The following is a 14,563-nucleotide window of genomic DNA, read 5'->3' on the forward strand; positions in this document are numbered from 1 at the left end:
AGCGCTGGCGGCCAGCTCGCGGAAGGCGGTGAGCCAGCGCTGAGATGATTATTTCGTCGGATCGGTCGGACGGAACGTGAAGATGCGCCCCGTGCCTTGCTGTGGCGCGGGCGTTTCGCTTGGTTGAGGAGAAGCCGCTTGCGCAGCGGCGGCGGCTGCGCTCTCGCCCTCGCTCCTGTCGCGGAAGTTCCGCCAGCTAACGGGAATGAAGCCAAGATAAATCAGCGTCAACACAGTCAGCGTTTCGTAAGGATAGGTGAACAGGAACGCGACGACGCCGATGGCGACGACGAATATCGGCAATACCCATTCCCGTCCCACGCGCTCGCCGACCAGTTTGCCGGAGTATGTCGGGATCGACGACACCATCATGAAGGCGACGAATACCGTGTAGACGAGCACGATCTTCAATGCCCACTGCGTTTTGATGTCGGCTAGGCCGAGCTGATCGAGATAGACCGGCAGCAGCAGGACGATTGCCGCCGCGGGCGTCGGCATGCCCATGAAGTAGTTCGATTGCCACTTCGGTTTGTCATCGTCGAGCGCCGCATTGAAGCGTGCTAGGCGGAGCGCGGAGGCGAGCGCGAAGATCATCACGCAGATCCAGCCTGCGCTTTTCAGGTCGCCGAGCCCCCAATTGAAAAGCAGAAAAGCCGGAGCGACGCCGAAGTTCACAAAGTCGGCGAGACTGTCGAGTTCGGCACCGAAACGGGACGAGGCTTTCAAGAGCCGGGCGATGCGGCCATCGATGCCGTCGAGACAGGCGGCGAAGACAATCGCCGCCAGCGCCAAATCGTAACGGCCTTCGATCCCCATCCGGATCGATGTCAGGCCGGCGCACAGACCGAGGAGCGTGAAGAAATTCGGCACGAGCATCCGCACCGGCACGCGCCGGTGACGGAACAGAGACCGGCGCCTGCGACGGCGCGTTTCGGTCTCGATGAATGGCTCATCCGCATCCATGGCAGGCTCCTTATGGTCCATGCCTTAAGTGTCAAAGCGGGGCGCGACCTCAGGCGTGGCGCGCTTCGCGTTCCGGCTCGATCGATTGAAGATCTGCCAAAACCGTCTCGCCTGCAACCGCACGCTGACCAACGCTGACGAGAGCGTTTTTGCCGGGTGGCAGATAAACGTCCACACGCGACCCAAAACGGATCAAACCGAAGCGCTGGCCGGTTCCGAGTGTGTCACCCACCTCGCAAAAGGTCACGATGCGGCGCGCCACAAGTCCTGCGATTTGCACCACGCCGACGTCGCCTTCGGCTGGGGTCTCGATGACGATAAGCCGGCGTTCGTTGTCTTCGCTCGCCTTGTCGAGAGCTGCGTTCAAAAACGTGCCCGGTATATAGATGGACCGGACGACGCGGCCGGCGATGGGCGCGCGGTTAATGTGAACGTCGAACACCGAGAGGAATGTCGAGATGCGGGTGCGCGGCTCCGAGCCGAGGCCCATCTCGGCAGGTGGCACGACTTTCTCGATGCCGGAGATCTTGCCGTCGGCGGCGGAGACGACGAGGCCAGGTCTCAGCGGTGTCACGCGCTGCGGATCACGGAAGAAATAGATGACCCACGCGGTGATGCCGGCGCAGATCCATCCGAGCGGCGGATAGAGAAAGAAGAACAGCAACGTCACCGCCGCGGCGATACCAACGAACTTGTGTCCATCGGGATGCACGGGCGATAGCTGGTCGAAAATCGTATCGAGAATGCCGTGACCTTTGGACACGAATTACCTCCTGCCGAGAATTTCTGGTTGCGATAGCACGCGGGTTACGACAACGGCACTGCGACGAAGCGGAGATCGCCCTTGCTGTCCTCGACGCGAAGCAGCACGGCCTTGCGGCCCGCCTTCTTGACCTTTTCGACGCTTTTCGCGACGTCGTCCGGCTCGGAGACGCTGTCCTGCGCCGCTTCGACGATGACGTCGCCCGGCTTCAGGCCTTTGCTTGCGGCGGGGCTTTGCGGATCGACCTGCTCGACGACGACGCCTTTGATCTTGTCGTCGAGATTGTACTTCTTGCGCAGGTCGTCGTTCAGGGGCGAGAGCATCAGGCCGATGATGGCCGAGCCCTTCGGATCGGCCTCTTTGCCCAAGTCGCTTTTGAGGTCGCTCGCGTTGTCGTCGTCGTCTTCGAGGCGGCCGACCGTCACTTGCGCGTTCTGCTTTTGACCTTTGCGAAGAAGCTCGAGGTCGACGGCTTGGCCGACCTCAGCCTGGGCGACCATCTTCGGCAGGCCGCGCATCGTCGTCACTTCCTTGCCATCGAACCGCAAAATGACATCGCCTGCTTCGAGGCCAGCTTTCGAGGCGGGGCTGCCGGGGGTCACGGCTGCGACGAGAGCGCCTGTGTTTTCAGGCAATCCCAGCGTCTCGGCGATGTCGTCGGTAACGGTTTGGATTTTGACACCGAGCCAGCCGCGCCGCACTTCGCCGTACTGCTTCAGCTGGTCGATGACTTTCGCAACGGTGTCGGAGGGAACGGCGAAGCCGATGCCGATCGATCCGCCGGTGGGCGAGATGATCGCCGTATTCACGCCGATGACTTCGCCGTTCATGTTGAACAGCGGGCCGCCGGAGTTGCCCTTGTTGATCGCCGCGTCGGTCTGCAGATAGTCGTCATAGGGACCGGAATTGATGTCGCGGCTTTTCGCCGAAATGATGCCGAGCGAAACCGATCCGCCGAGGCCGAAGGGGTTGCCGATAGCCATGACCCAATCGCCGACTTCGATGCCGGAGGACGGGCCGAATTTCACGTCCGCGAGCGGCTTCTTCGGCGTGACCTTCAAAAGCGCGAGGTCGGCCTTGGTGTCGCGGCCGATGATCTTCTCGACGACGAGCTTGGAGCCGTCATGGAAGTTGATGTCGATTTCCTCGGCACCTTCGATGACGTGATTGTTGGTAACGATCAGGCCTTCCTTGCCGTCGATGACGAAGCCTGAGCCCAGAGACGAGACTTTGCGGTCGCCGTGGGGCACGCCGCCGCGCTTGTTGAAGAAGTCATCGAAAAAGTCTTCGAAGGGTGCACCCTTCGGAACCTTCGGCAGCGGGGAGCCGGCCGGGCCTTTGACGGTTTGAGATGTCGCGATGTTGACGACTGCATCCTCAAGGCGCTTGGCGAGGGGTGCGACGGACGCCGGTCCGTTCGTGAAATCGGCCAGAGCGGGTCCTGCACCAGCGGAGCCCCACAGCGCGACGAAGCCAACACTGACAAGAAGCGCCGAACGTTTCTTCATCATCGCGAGAACTCCAGGGGCTGATCGTGTCTTACGCTCATTCGGCGGGGTGGGGCGCTTTTGGCCAGTTCCCCGGATTGGCAGGCGTTATTGGCGCAACATCCAAGCGTCAACATGGCAACTTTAGCATACCGTCAAGGCGCGGGGATAAGTTGGTCGTTTCAGCCCCATCCCTTGAATCATCCCCGGGCCACCCAAACGACGAAAACGCCGAGCGCCACGGCGGCGACGGCGACGGCCTGGATGCGGCCATTGCTGAAAGTTGAAATTTCTTCAAGGACCCGCCGCGCCTTTTGAGGCGCGGCGGCCCAGAGGAGGCCCTCGAGGACAAGGGCGATGCCTAGCCCCGCGAGGAGATCGTTCATCGCTGGTCGGCGTGAACCGGCGAGGCGGGCGCCTTGCCGTTAGGGTCCTGGAAGTACCGGAAGAACTGGCTGTCAGGCGTCAACAGCATGCGGGTGTCTTCGGGCTTGATGGCGGCCGTGTAGGCTTGCATCGACCGGTAGAAGCGGAAGAATTCCGGGTCCTGGCCGAAGGCATCCGCGAAGATCCGGCTGCGCTCGGCTTCGCCGTCGCCGCGGATTTCATCGGATTTCTGCGTCGCCGTCGCCTTGATGATCGTCACGTCCTTGTCGGCGTTGGCGCGAATGCGGTTGCTCTCCGCTTCGCCTTGGGCACGGAGCTCCGTCGCCTCACGAACACGGTCCGCCCGCATCCGGTCATAGACCTTAACGAGGTTCTCCTTCGGAAGGTCGGCGCGCTTGATGCGCACGTCGACGACTTCGAGACCGTAGTCGCGGCCTTCCTTGTTCACCTGCACGGCGATCTGCTTCATCAGGCTTTCGCGCTTGTCCTTGACGACTTCCTGCAGAGTTGCAGAACCAAGAACACGACGGATTTCAGATTCGATCAGCGGGCCCACGACCTCGCGAACGCGATCCTCGTAGCGCACGTTCTGATAGAACTTGAGCTGGTCGGTGATGCGATAGCGGGCGTAAGCGTCGACGATCAATCGCTGCTGATCGGACGCCGTCACTTCCTGCTCGGTCGTGTCGAGGTCGAGGATGCGCTTGTCGAACTTCTCGACGGTGTCGATGAACGGCACCTTCCACTTCAGGCCAGGCGTCGTGATGGCCTGCTGCGGATTACCGAAGCGGAGCACGAGCGCCTGCTCATTCTGGTGCACGATGAAGGCGGAGGCGTAAAGCCCCAGCGCCGCGAGACCGAGAACGGTCAGGATAAAAGCGAAGAACGCTCGCATATTATTTCGCTCCGTCGGGCTGTTGCTGGTCGCGCTTCTGGAGCTGCTCCAGCGGCAGGAACGGGACTACGCCCTGGCCGCCGCTCTTTTGATCGAGGATGATCTTGTCGGCTCCGGACAGAACGCGTTCCTGCATTTCGAGATAGAGCCGTTCGCGCGTGACGTCCGGCGCCTTCTTGTATTCGTCGTAGACCTTCAGGAAGCGGGCCGCCTGACCCGTCGCCTCGGCGACCGTCTGATCGCGGTAGCCTTCGGCGGCTGCAACGATGCGGTCGGCATCGCCGCGTGCACGCGGGGTCACCTGGTCCTGATAAGTCTGAGCCTGCTTGACCAGGGTTTCCTTCTCCTGACCGGCAGCGGCGACTTCGCGGAACGAACTGATGACTTCCTGCGGCGGGTCGACCTCTTTGAGCTGGATCTGATCGATCTTGATGCCGGATCGATAGTAGTCGAGCGTCTTCTGCATCAAATTGCGCACGTCTTCCTGCGTTTTTTGACGGCCGCCAGTCAGAAGCGGCTGAAGGGCCGACTGACCCACAACTTCACGCATGGCGCTCTCGGCGACCTCACGAACGGTCGTCTCGGGCTGCGCGATGTTGAACATGTATTGCTCGACGCCCGTCTCTCCGGTTGCCGGATCCGATTCAGGGCTGATGCGCCAGAAAACGACGAAGCGAACGTCGACGACGCTGCCGTCGCCCGTCAGCATCAAGCCGCTGTCCTGGCCGCCAATAACGCTGCGGCCGGCGCCGACTTCGATCGTACGCTGCTGCGTAACTTTCGGGAGACGAACTTCCTCAATCGGATAAGGCCAACGGAAATGCAGGCCCGCCGGTTCCCACCGGTCGAACTTGCCGAACCGCATGACGATGCCCTGCTCGTCCGGATTGACGCGGAAGAAGAAGCCGTAGAACGAGACGCCTGCAAGCAGCAGCATCGCGATCAAGAAAAGGAAAGGTTTCGGTACGCCGCCGCCCAAGTTGCCGCTGCCGTTGCCGTTGCCGCCGCCGCCGCGCATCACTTGGCGCACGCGATCCTGGCCACGGCGCAGAATTTCATCGAGATCGGGCGGTTCTTTGCCACCGCCGCCGCCACCACCGCCGGACGGGCCCCAGGGCCCTTGACCCCACGGGCCACCACCGCCCTTGCGGCCGCCATTCCCACCGGGGTTGCCGCCACCGCCTTGACTCGTCCAGGGCATAACTCAGGGCCTCATTGAATTTGAGTTGAAGAGTGAAATCGCGACCCCCGCTTTGAATACGCCGGCAACAAATCGTTGTCGCCGATTGTTAGACATGCACCACAAAGGGTTGAGCCACGTCGTTAAAAGAGATTTCGCGGGAGCTTATAAGGCAGGGCCCGATCGATCGCAAATTCCGCTTTTTTTGGCTAATTCCAATTTGGTGGCTTTGCGCAGGCCTTCAAGTGCGGCGTGTCGCTTCTTAGGCCGATGTTTTCAGGCGATCGTAAACGATTAGCGTCGATGCATGGTCGTCGCGAGGGCCATTTGGCAGCGCCTCCTCGCCGATTTTTTGCCATTGGGCGGCGTCGAGCGGCGCGAAATGACGGTCACCGTCAACTACCGCATGAACGCGGGTCAAGTAGACCCGATCTGCGACGGGAAATGCCGCATCATAGATTGCCGCACCGCCGATAACCATGATCTCCTCGGCGCCGCGCGTCTTCGCGAGAACGCGTCCAAGGGTCAGCGCATCGCTCACGGTCTCGCACGTCGAGACGCCGGCTACCTCGAATGAGGGATCTCGCGTGACGACGATGTTATCGCGACCGTCGAGCGGCTTACCGATCGATTGGAATGTTTTGCGGCCCATTATGATGGGCTTGTCCATCGTGAGGCGACGGAACGTCTTGAGGTCGGATGAGAGCCGCCACGGCAAGCCACCGTCGCGTCCGATGACGCCGTTCTCGGAGACGGCGACGATTAGGGAAACTGTTATGTCATTCATCCGGATCGCATAGCAACGGCAGCGGCAAGAAGCAAACCGATGAAATGAACGGCTGAAAGGAGATTTTCGTTGAAACGATCTTTTCGGCAACTTGCTCTTTGTGCGGAGTACGTTCTAGCGTTAGTCTCAAAACGGGGACAATCGGGGAACGTGGGGCAATGCAGCGGCGCTTGGTCTTAGGGTTTGCGGTCACCGCCGCGTGTTTTTTGACCGGCCTCACAGGGGGCGGATGCGCTGTCTACATGGCTGCGAACCAACCCAACGCGAAGGACCTCAACGTCCTGTCGGCTGGTCAGCCGAGGGCGCGATTGATCGCGGAACTGGGGCCGCCTGTCAGCACCCAGACAGACAAAGGCGTTCGCACCGATATCTTCAGTTTCACTCAGGGCTACAGCGGTGGCGCCAAGGCAGGCCGGGCCATTCTGCACGGCGCAGCTGACGTCTTCACGATGGGCTTATGGGAAGCGGTTGGAACGCCGACTGAGGGCTATTTCAACGGAACGCCAATGAGCGCTCAGGTGACCTACGACCAGAATGACATCGTTACCGCGGTCGTGCCTCTCAAGGGCTCGGAGGAACTTCAGGCGGTGATGACGGACGCCAAAAAAGATACCAAACCGCAGCCCCGCGATATTCAAACCTCAAGCACGCACTAACCGCCGCTAAACCGCCACTGGTGCCTTTATGTGGGGGTGCGGATCGTAGCCTGTCAGCTCGAAGTCTTCGTATTTGAAGTCGAAGATCGATGACACGGCGGGGTTTATCTTCATCCCGGGGAGCGCGCGCGGTGTGCGCGACAGCTGCAGATCCGCCTGCTCCAGGTGATTGAGATAGAGGTGCGCGTCGCCGAACGTGTGGACGAAATCTCCCGGCTTCAGTCCCGTCACCTGGGCCATCATCATCGTCAGCAGCGCGTAGCTCGCAATGTTGAACGGCACGCCGAGGAACACGTCTGCCGAGCGCTGATAGAGCTGGCAGGAAAGCTTACCGTCCGTGACATAGAACTGGAAAAGGCAATGGCAGGGCGCCAATGCCATTTTCGACAGGTCGCCCGGATTCCACGCCGTCACGATGATGCGGCGCGAATCCGGATTGCGCTTCAGATCGTCGACGGCGTTCGTGATTTGATCGATGGTCGCGCCATCGGGGGCTTCCCAGCTGCGCCACTGCTTGCCGTAGACCGGACCGAGATTGCCTTCCGCGTCCGCCCACTCGTCCCAGATGCTGACGCCATGCTCTTTCAGATACCGGGTGTTCGTCGCGCCAGACAGAAACCATAGCAGCTCGACGATGATCGACTTCAGGTGAAGCTTCTTCGTCGTGACGAGGGGGAAGCCTTCCGAAAGGTCGAAGCGCATCTGGTGGCCGAAGACCGAAAGGGTGCCGGTGCCGGTGCGGTCGGTTTTCTTCGCGCCTTCGGTTCTGACGCGGCGCAGCAGGTCGAGGTATTGTTGCATTCAATGAGCACTAATCGATTCTGGAGCGGGGATCGATTCCGGTGGGGCTTTTCGCCTACCTAGTCGAACGATCCCGCGGCCGAGAAAGCCATCAAAAGGATGATCAGCGAGTTGTAGGCGCCATGACAGACGATCGGAGTCAATAGCGACCCGGTGCGCTCGCGAAGCCACGCAAGATAAAGTCCGATCAGCGTAATCGCGGCGACGCCGTAGGGCGAATAATTCGCGTGCAGCAGGGCCCACGTCACCGCGGTGACGACCGCCGCGCCGGTAAACCCCAACGGCGACGGCCTTAGCGCTCCGAAGAGCAACCCCCGGAACAGGCATTCCTCAGCGAGCGGCGCTCCGATCCCCGCAGCGAGGAGAATGAGCCACCACGTCCGCGATTTCATCATCTCGGCGAAGGGCTGGAGATCGTGCTGCAGTGCGTCCGGATTGAACACGAAAACAAAGGAGGCAAAGAGCATCGCGAGCGCCATCAGCACGACGACGGAGAGCGCGAGCGTCTTGATGCCGCCCGGCGGCATGTCGAAATTCAAAAATGGCGTGCCCGCAACGCGCCTGCGGCGCGCATTGGCCAGAAATACAGAGGCGACCGTCACCACCTGAAAAGCGAAGAGCGATATGGCGACGCGTCCCGTCATTAGCGCTTCGGGTTCGCCGGCCGCGAAGGCGCGAGGCTCTTTGATCTGGCTCCAGATATCGAAGACGGCGGCGGCGCCGTAGCCCGAAACCGTCGCCAGTACGACGATCGCGACCGCCAGGCAGACACCGGTCGCCACCCATTTCCAAATCTGAGTTCGATTTTGCACGTGATCTTGTACCTCGACGTTGGGGCACTCGATTTAGGCTCGAGCCGAAAGGCAACCCGACACCCGGGCCGGGACCGGGCGGCGGGACCGGGACCTTATCTTGCGACGATACGCTCACTCTATAATTTCTTGGGCCGAAGTTCTCCCGGCCGCGAGCGCGTCACGATCAATCACGGCTCCCAGCGCCCAAAATCGGGGGACTTGTTCACCAATCGCTCTGTCCAATCGTCGCTGCGCCGATCACAGATTTCTTCGTCACGGCGAGCACATAGGCGCGGAAACGCTTTTGTTCGAAAGCATTGCACCCTATATTCGATCTGCTGGCTTGCCAGCTATGGCGATAAACGCGGTCGTAATAAGCCGATCGGACCCGGGGGCGGTACCCGGCGCCTCCACCATTTTCTCGCTGGGGTCTTTCGACTCCCCTTCGGGGAGCCGGCCGAAAGGCCCGGTAGGTATGGGGGCGAAATAGGATCGACGAAGGCGTAAAGGACTTAGCTTTTGCCCGGCATGATACCACCGTTATCGGGTCTTACAGAATAGTTGCCAATGACAACTATGCTGAGGCCGCTCTCGCTGCGTAATGCAGTGCGAATAGCCTGAACTTGAAGCCCTTATCCGTAGCAGGATAAGGCGCGGTCCGGAGGGCACCGGGCAACAGAAGCCCTCCACTACTTTACTGCGTCCCTTCAGAATGTCCCTGGCACTCGGACTCGACGGGACGGGACGGGACTTGACGGGACGGCAAATCTGATTTCAGAGGTCAGACGAAGAATTAGCGAATTGAAGGCTGAGGCATGGCATCGGGGCCGTCCATAGATTACGCAAAGCTACAACAGGAGGCGATGCGAGGCGTCGTGCGCGCGGTTCTGCAGCAGGTCGTCAAGACCGGGTTGCCCGACGAGCACCATTTCTACATCTCGTTCCATACGCAGGCGCAGGGCGTGATCCTGTCGAAGCGGCTCAAGGAAAAATATCCGACCGAAATGACGATCGTGCTCCAGCACCGGTTCTGGGATCTGATCGTTTCGGAGGACCGGTTCGAGGTCAAGCTCACGTTCGACGGCATTCCCGAAAGACTTGTCGTTCCGTTCGCCGCCATCAAGGTCTTCATCGATCCGAGCGTTCGCTACGGCCTGCAGTTCGATGAGGAAGCGAGCGATCGCGACGCGCCGCCCGTGCCGCGTGCGGTCACCGCGGACGCGACCTACGACGTCGTCGACGCAACGGATGCGCCGCGCACGCAAACCAAAAAGCCGCGAGCGCCTCGCAAGGCCCGCGGCGACAAGGATGTGCCGAACAGCGCTCCGACGCTCGTTGCCGTGAAGTCCGCGAATTCCGTTCCGCCCAATCCGGAGCCCGCGTCGCGCGCCGGAGAGGAAGCTCCGAAAGACGGCGGCGATAGCGAGGCTGCGGAGCAGCCCGCACCCGAGGGCGCCAAGATCCTGAGCCTGGATCAGTTCAGGAAGAAGTAGCGGACGCAAGGGCCAAGGCCCGTCACAATCGTCGTCGATCGAGCGCATGGACGACCGCTTCCGATACCTAGGCCGACTTCTGGCGCGACAGCATCGGATGGGCAGCGACCTAAAGAGCGTGCCCGGCGACCCAGCCGCTGGCCCACGCCCACTGAAAATTATAGCCGCCAAGCCAACCGGTCACATCGACCGCTTCGCCGATCGCGTAAAGCCCGCTAACGTTCCTGGCTTGCATGGTCTGCGAGGACAGTTCGCCGGTGCTGATCCCGCCGGCCGTCACCTCGGCTTTGGCGAACCCTTCCGTGCCGGTGGGGCGAAAGCGCCAGTCGGAAATCCGCCGCTGAGTCTGTTCGAGTGTCCGGTCGGGAATGTTTGCGAGTTCTCCGCTGAGGCCGGAGCGCTCGGCCAGAGCTTCGGCGAGGCGCGCAGGCAATGCATGCGCCAGCACGGAGCGCAGCGCGGAACGGGGATTGCTGCGCTTTGCCTCGACAAGCCAGGACGATCCGACCTGCGGCAGAAAGTCGATCCCGATCTCCTCGCCGGGCGTCCAGTACGACGAGATCTGCAGTATAGCCGGGCCCGATAGCCCTTTGTGGGTAAATAGCGCAGCCTCGCGAAATGCGACGTTGCCACATCGCGTAGCGACATCGGCCGAGACACCCGACAGCGACTGGAACAGCGTCTCGTCTTTCCCAAGCGTCAGCGGCACAAGCGCCGGTCGCGGCGCGAGAACCGCGAGGCCAAACTTCCGGGCAAGATCGTAGGCAAACCCGGTCGCCCCCATTTTCGGTATGGACGGGCCACCCGTTGCGATCACGAGTGCAGGCGCGCAGGCTGCCTCATCACCGCAGCTGACGCGGTAGATCCCATCGGCGTGCTCGACCTCCTGCACAGCGTGGCCAAGCCTCAGCTCGACTTGTCCTTTGGCACACTCCTCGAGGAGCATGGCGACGATCTGCCGGGCCGAGCCGTCACAGAAAAGCTGCCCGAGCGTTTTCTCATGCCAAGAAATGTGATGGCGCTCGACCAGGGCGATAAAGTCTTCGGGGCGATAGCGGCGCAGCGCCGACTTGGCGAAGTGGCGGTTGGCTGACAGATACCGCTCGGGCGGCGTGTGGAGATTGGTGAAATTGCAGCGGCCGCCGCCCGAGATAAGGATCTTCTTCCCCGGCTCGTCAGCATGGTCGATCAAGAGCACCTTGCGTCCGCGCTGGCCCGCCGTGAGGGCACACATCATCCCCGCCGCACCTGCGCCCAGTATGATTGCGTCATAACGGCTGGATGTTCTCGTGCTCACGGACTCTCTTCGCGACCTCTCTTGACCTCGGCTTAAGGCAGAGCCTGCTTCAATACTGTTCCATCGGCCGCGGCAATCCCGCGAATTGCCGTCGCGCAGTGGTCGCCGGCCCTGGCGCACAACGCCGAGGGCCTTCCACGCACGCAAGAGCATTGATGTTCTGATTTGCACAGCAAAGATCATCAAAGCTGTCTCACCCACAGAACTTGACCCCTTGCCGAACTCGCGAGCAAACTTATCTACGTCGGCTTGGGCGAAAGCTCGGCCTGAGCGCTAACCAAATCTGACCGATCAGCGACATCAAAAAAGGGAATGAGCATGACCAGTTGGCTAACTGGCCTTGAGGTTGTTTTTGCTATCAAGCTCGCCCTGTGTCTGGCGCTCGGCATCATCATCGGAGTGGAGCGTGAGCTTCGCAACAAACCTGCCGGCATCAGCACGCACTGCTTCGTGATGGCGGGCGCTTGCTTGTTCACATTCATATCTACGGTCGCCGATCCCAACAGCCCTGCCCGTATCGCCGCTCAAGTCGTTTCGGGCGTTGGTTTCCTGGGCGCCGGTATGATCTTGAAGAGCGAGAACAACAGCATAAGAAACCTAACGACGGCTGCCGCAATCTGGTTTGCTGCCGCTATCGGCATGGCCATCGGCATCGGCTGGTATGCGATCGCAGTGATTGCTTCAATCTACGCGGTGATCGTTCCCCGCATCCCACATGTCAAAAAGTGGAGGGACAGCCAGATCGAGGAATAATCCTTGGAGACTTGACGGATTTTGCGTTGCCCAGCTCTTGTTCGGACATTCGAAGGTCGAGAACACCGCTCGCTATGGAGCCGCTTCTTTCGCGCGGCGCGGAGTGGGCAGAAGCTGGCGATGCGTGGACCCTCTTCAGCAGCCCCAGAGCGCCGACCGTGCAATACGAGCATACCGTCGTCGCAACGCGTAACGGACCTCTCGTGGTGACGTTACCTGGGTAAGCCCGCGTCACGGCTGCTCATGACCTGAGTGTACTTCAGCACAGCAGGATATTCCGATAAGTCGATCCTATTGGACCTTGAGGCCGAGTTCCCCCAATAGGGCGCTCGCCTGCGCACGCGAAATCACGGCCCCTTTGAAACGTTTCGCATCCATTAGGCGCACCCCACCTAAATCCGCTCCCCTCAGATCCGCGCCTTCAAATCGAGCATCGACGAGGTTTGCATCTCGCAAGCTGCATTGTTCGAAGACTGCGTCTCTGAAGTCGCATTGCCTCAGATCGGCCTGCTGGAAGTCTAGCTGCTTCAAATGAGCTTTGCGGAAGCTGAACTTGTGAAGCTTCGCTCCTGCCAGCAGAGTTTCTTCGAAATGAAGATCAAGAGATTTGACTTCGCTGAGGTTAGCGCCGGTAAGCTTGCAACCTACGAAAGACGCGGAGCCCATGCTGGCTCCACGAAAATCACTATTGTTGAAGTCGACCGAGCGGAACACCGCTTCTCGTAAATCTGCGCCGGTAAATTGAGCGAAGCCTCCTCGACCGCCGGTCCACCGTGTAGCCTCCAGCTTCGCGCCGACAAACCTTGTCCCTTTGAGACTGCAGCTCGCAAAATGCCACCCCTGCAAATCGAGGCCCGACAAATCGACCTCCTCAAGTCCACATCGCGCCAACGCCATTGGCGTGCCTTTTCGCGCCAAGGCTTCAACTTCGGCACGCGTCAGGCTTCGATCTGCGATCGTTAGCTGCTCTGAAATCATGACATTTCCTACGCAACAACACCCCGTTGGGCGCCGCTACCTCAAACCTATTTCACAGGATCCATCGGCCCATTGGGAACACTGTCCTCTTGGGCCATCTTCTGTTGCGCCAAACCCTTCAATGCGTCTGCCGGGGCGCGTTATTGCCCTTGAAGGATCACAAGCGGACTGATGTCCGTTCCGGCCCATAGCAGATGTAAGTCTGCGCCGCTAACCATCGCCGCAGAACGTCCCCTCAAACTTATCCCCGCACCCGAAGGGGCTCGCATACTCACGCTCATCTTTCCACGCGCGAAGGGCATGAGCTCGTGCCCTCAACGGCAAAGAAGATACGCCGGCAAGCGCCGGCTATGATGCGCGATGTGGTCGAGCCGCCGGGCAGCGTCGAGACACCAGACCCGTCGGCAGGTCCATGGCGGTCAAACTAGAAATTGAACCCGATGCCGGCGGTTCCTAGGTGATACGACGTATCGCCGAAGCGTTCCGTCCAGGAGCTGGTGGGAACATGGGTGTCGTACACCGTGGGCCCGAAAATCTGATCGACGGAGCCGACGTACAGGTAGCGATACTCACCGAACACGTAGGCGTTGCTGCTAAGGGCGACGCGAACACCGGCCTTGGCTTGTGCCGCGAACGTCCAGGCAGATGAATCGGCGCCGGAGTTGAAGTGGTTGATGCCGGCCTCCGCCGGGTTGGTCTGGAGGGAATTCGCGCCATCGATGGCGACGCGGGCGCCGCCGACGCCGCCACCGATATAGGGCGTCACGCCTGGGTAGGACGTTGGAAAGCTGACAACCAGATTCGCCAGAACAACGGAGCTGCTCATCGGGAAGGCATCGTCGAACGTATGTTCGGGAAGCCGGTCAGTGGGGTTTTCCAGCGTCGCGCGGCGGGTCCCGTTGGCGAGATAGAGACCTTCGATCTCGAAGGCAGGCAACACCGAGCCGTGCGAAAATTCATAACCGACCTGTCCGCCAACGAACCCGACACCGCCGCTGTCGGTCCGCCCCCGAGCATTGACGGCTAACGGACCTCCGGCAACCTCGGGGAAAAAGGCCGTACCGAGCTGGTTGACGTCCGTGGCGGTGCCGAAGCCTCCGCCGCCGAATGCGCCGAGGTAGACACCGCGCGCCGGTGAGGCTTGTCCTGGCAACTGCCCATCAGCAGCGACGGCCGGCGGCGCCACGAAACTCGCGATGATCGCTAGCGTCAGTTTGATCCGCATAGCCGCTCCCCCTCCGATGACAAGCCCGAATCGAATCTGCTCCGCACGAGACTATTGCAGGTTGGCCAAGAGTTCACGGCAATGCCGCTGTAGGGTCGAATTGT

At 60.8% G+C, this 14,563-nt stretch carries 15 protein-coding genes, 1 other RNA gene and 1 pseudogene; 5 read left to right on the plus strand and 12 right to left on the minus strand.

The window, feature by feature from the left end; all coding sequences use genetic code 11:
- Positions 1-48: 48 nt before the first annotated feature.
- From pssA to AACL53_RS16625, 7 genes are all read right to left on the minus strand, one after another.
- Positions 49-963, minus strand: a complete 915-nt coding sequence (pssA, locus tag AACL53_RS16595; protein WP_339085650.1) for a CDP-diacylglycerol--serine O-phosphatidyltransferase — start codon at positions 961-963, stop codon at positions 49-51.
- 49 nt (positions 964-1,012) lie between these two features.
- Positions 1,013-1,726 carry a phosphatidylserine decarboxylase gene (locus AACL53_RS16600; protein WP_339085651.1) on the minus strand — a complete coding sequence of 238 codons (714 nt, stop codon included), beginning with the start codon at positions 1,724-1,726 and terminating at the stop codon, positions 1,013-1,015.
- Between the two features lie 44 nt (positions 1,727-1,770).
- Positions 1,771-3,237, minus strand: coding sequence for a Do family serine endopeptidase (locus AACL53_RS16605; protein WP_339085652.1), 1,467 nt, complete (start codon positions 3,235-3,237; stop codon positions 1,771-1,773).
- Between the two features lie 176 nt (positions 3,238-3,413).
- Positions 3,414-3,599, minus strand: a complete 186-nt coding sequence (locus AACL53_RS16610) for a DUF2065 domain-containing protein (RefSeq protein ID WP_339085653.1) — start codon at positions 3,597-3,599, stop codon at positions 3,414-3,416.
- Positions 3,596-4,495, minus strand: a complete 900-nt coding sequence (locus tag AACL53_RS16615) for a protease modulator HflC (protein ID WP_339085654.1) — start codon at positions 4,493-4,495, stop codon at positions 3,596-3,598. The genes AACL53_RS16610 and AACL53_RS16615 overlap by 4 nt, the downstream gene beginning before the upstream one ends.
- 1 nt (position 4,496) lies before the next feature.
- Positions 4,497-5,696 carry an FtsH protease activity modulator HflK gene (hflK, locus tag AACL53_RS16620; protein ID WP_339085655.1) on the minus strand — a complete coding sequence of 400 codons (1,200 nt, stop codon included), beginning with the start codon at positions 5,694-5,696 and terminating at the stop codon, positions 4,497-4,499.
- 241 nt (positions 5,697-5,937) lie between these two features.
- On the minus strand, positions 5,938-6,462 hold the full coding sequence (locus AACL53_RS16625; RefSeq protein ID WP_339085656.1) for a dihydrofolate reductase: 525 nt from the start codon (positions 6,460-6,462) through the stop codon (positions 5,938-5,940).
- Between the two features lie 242 nt (positions 6,463-6,704).
- Between AACL53_RS16625 and AACL53_RS16630 the strand changes: the two genes are divergently transcribed.
- Positions 6,705-7,118: a hypothetical protein gene (locus AACL53_RS16630; RefSeq protein ID WP_339085657.1), complete on the plus strand. Its 414-nt coding sequence runs from the start codon at positions 6,705-6,707 to the stop codon at positions 7,116-7,118.
- Between the two features lie 6 nt (positions 7,119-7,124).
- On the opposite strand, the gene AACL53_RS16635 is transcribed toward AACL53_RS16630, so the two are convergent.
- Together AACL53_RS16635 and AACL53_RS16640 are read right to left on the minus strand one after the other, a co-directional pair.
- Positions 7,125-7,919, minus strand: coding sequence for a thymidylate synthase (locus AACL53_RS16635; protein WP_339085658.1), 795 nt, complete (start codon positions 7,917-7,919; stop codon positions 7,125-7,127).
- Positions 7,920-7,978: 59 nt separating this feature from the next.
- Positions 7,979-8,731 (minus strand): CPBP family intramembrane glutamic endopeptidase, encoded by a 753-nt coding sequence (locus AACL53_RS16640; RefSeq protein ID WP_339085660.1) that lies wholly within the window; start codon positions 8,729-8,731, stop codon positions 7,979-7,981.
- A gap of 280 nt (positions 8,732-9,011) precedes the next feature.
- Between AACL53_RS16640 and ssrA the strand changes: the two genes are divergently transcribed.
- Positions 9,012-9,404, plus strand: a transfer-messenger RNA (tmRNA) gene (ssrA, locus tag AACL53_RS16645).
- A 124-nt stretch (positions 9,405-9,528) separates the two neighbouring features.
- Positions 9,529-10,206 (plus strand): SspB family protein, encoded by a 678-nt coding sequence (locus AACL53_RS16650; protein WP_339085661.1) that lies wholly within the window; start codon positions 9,529-9,531, stop codon positions 10,204-10,206.
- Positions 10,207-10,315: 109 nt separating this feature from the next.
- Here the strand turns inward: AACL53_RS16650 and AACL53_RS16655 are convergent, their stop codons facing one another.
- Positions 10,316-11,503, minus strand: a complete 1,188-nt coding sequence (locus tag AACL53_RS16655) for an NAD(P)/FAD-dependent oxidoreductase (protein WP_339085662.1) — start codon at positions 11,501-11,503, stop codon at positions 10,316-10,318.
- Positions 11,504-11,821: 318 nt separating this feature from the next.
- Here AACL53_RS16655 and AACL53_RS16660 point away from each other — a divergent pair, with 318 nt between their 5' ends.
- Both AACL53_RS16660 and AACL53_RS16665 read left to right on the plus strand, forming a co-directional pair.
- Positions 11,822-12,256, plus strand: a complete 435-nt coding sequence (locus AACL53_RS16660) for an MgtC/SapB family protein (RefSeq protein WP_339085663.1) — start codon at positions 11,822-11,824, stop codon at positions 12,254-12,256.
- Positions 12,257-12,330: 74 nt separating this feature from the next.
- Positions 12,331-12,480: pseudogene (locus AACL53_RS16665) on the plus strand (type I methionyl aminopeptidase); the annotation flags it as partial.
- A gap of 67 nt (positions 12,481-12,547) precedes the next feature.
- Here AACL53_RS16665 and AACL53_RS16670 read toward each other — a convergent pair.
- Positions 12,548-13,234: a pentapeptide repeat-containing protein gene (locus AACL53_RS16670; RefSeq protein WP_339085664.1), complete on the minus strand. Its 687-nt coding sequence runs from the start codon at positions 13,232-13,234 to the stop codon at positions 12,548-12,550.
- A gap of 424 nt (positions 13,235-13,658) precedes the next feature.
- Positions 13,659-14,459 (minus strand): outer membrane protein, encoded by an 801-nt coding sequence (locus AACL53_RS16675; RefSeq protein ID WP_339085665.1) that lies wholly within the window; start codon positions 14,457-14,459, stop codon positions 13,659-13,661.
- Positions 14,460-14,563 lie beyond the last annotated feature (104 nt).

This window comes from Hyphomicrobium sp. ghe19 (assembly GCF_902712875.1).
GTDB lineage: Bacteria > Pseudomonadota > Alphaproteobacteria > Rhizobiales > Hyphomicrobiaceae > Hyphomicrobium_B.

Excerpts from the sequence above, each read along its gene's own strand:
- AACL53_RS16670 (WP_339085664.1), bottom strand. The coding sequence starts at position 13,234 with ATGATTTCAGAGCAGCTAACGATCGCAGATCGAAGCCTGACGCGTGCC.
- AACL53_RS16635 (WP_339085658.1), bottom strand. The coding sequence starts at position 7,919 with ATGCAACAATACCTCGACCTGCTGCGCCGCGTCAGAACCGAAGGCGCG.
- pssA (WP_339085650.1), bottom strand. The coding sequence starts at position 963 with ATGGATGCGGATGAGCCATTCATCGAGACCGAAACGCGCCGTCGCAGG.
- AACL53_RS16610 (WP_339085653.1), bottom strand. The coding sequence starts at position 3,599 with ATGAACGATCTCCTCGCGGGGCTAGGCATCGCCCTTGTCCTCGAGGGC.
- AACL53_RS16605 (WP_339085652.1), bottom strand. The coding sequence starts at position 3,237 with ATGATGAAGAAACGTTCGGCGCTTCTTGTCAGTGTTGGCTTCGTCGCG.
- AACL53_RS16625 (WP_339085656.1), bottom strand. The coding sequence starts at position 6,462 with ATGAATGACATAACAGTTTCCCTAATCGTCGCCGTCTCCGAGAACGGC.
- hflK (WP_339085655.1), bottom strand. The coding sequence starts at position 5,696 with ATGCCCTGGACGAGTCAAGGCGGTGGCGGCAACCCCGGTGGGAATGGC.
- AACL53_RS16615 (WP_339085654.1), bottom strand. The coding sequence starts at position 4,495 with ATGCGAGCGTTCTTCGCTTTTATCCTGACCGTTCTCGGTCTCGCGGCG.
- AACL53_RS16660 (WP_339085663.1), top strand. The coding sequence starts at position 11,822 with ATGACCAGTTGGCTAACTGGCCTTGAGGTTGTTTTTGCTATCAAGCTC.
- AACL53_RS16630 (WP_339085657.1), top strand. The coding sequence starts at position 6,705 with ATGGCTGCGAACCAACCCAACGCGAAGGACCTCAACGTCCTGTCGGCT.
- AACL53_RS16650 (WP_339085661.1), top strand. The coding sequence starts at position 9,529 with ATGGCATCGGGGCCGTCCATAGATTACGCAAAGCTACAACAGGAGGCG.
- AACL53_RS16675 (WP_339085665.1), bottom strand. The coding sequence starts at position 14,459 with ATGCGGATCAAACTGACGCTAGCGATCATCGCGAGTTTCGTGGCGCCG.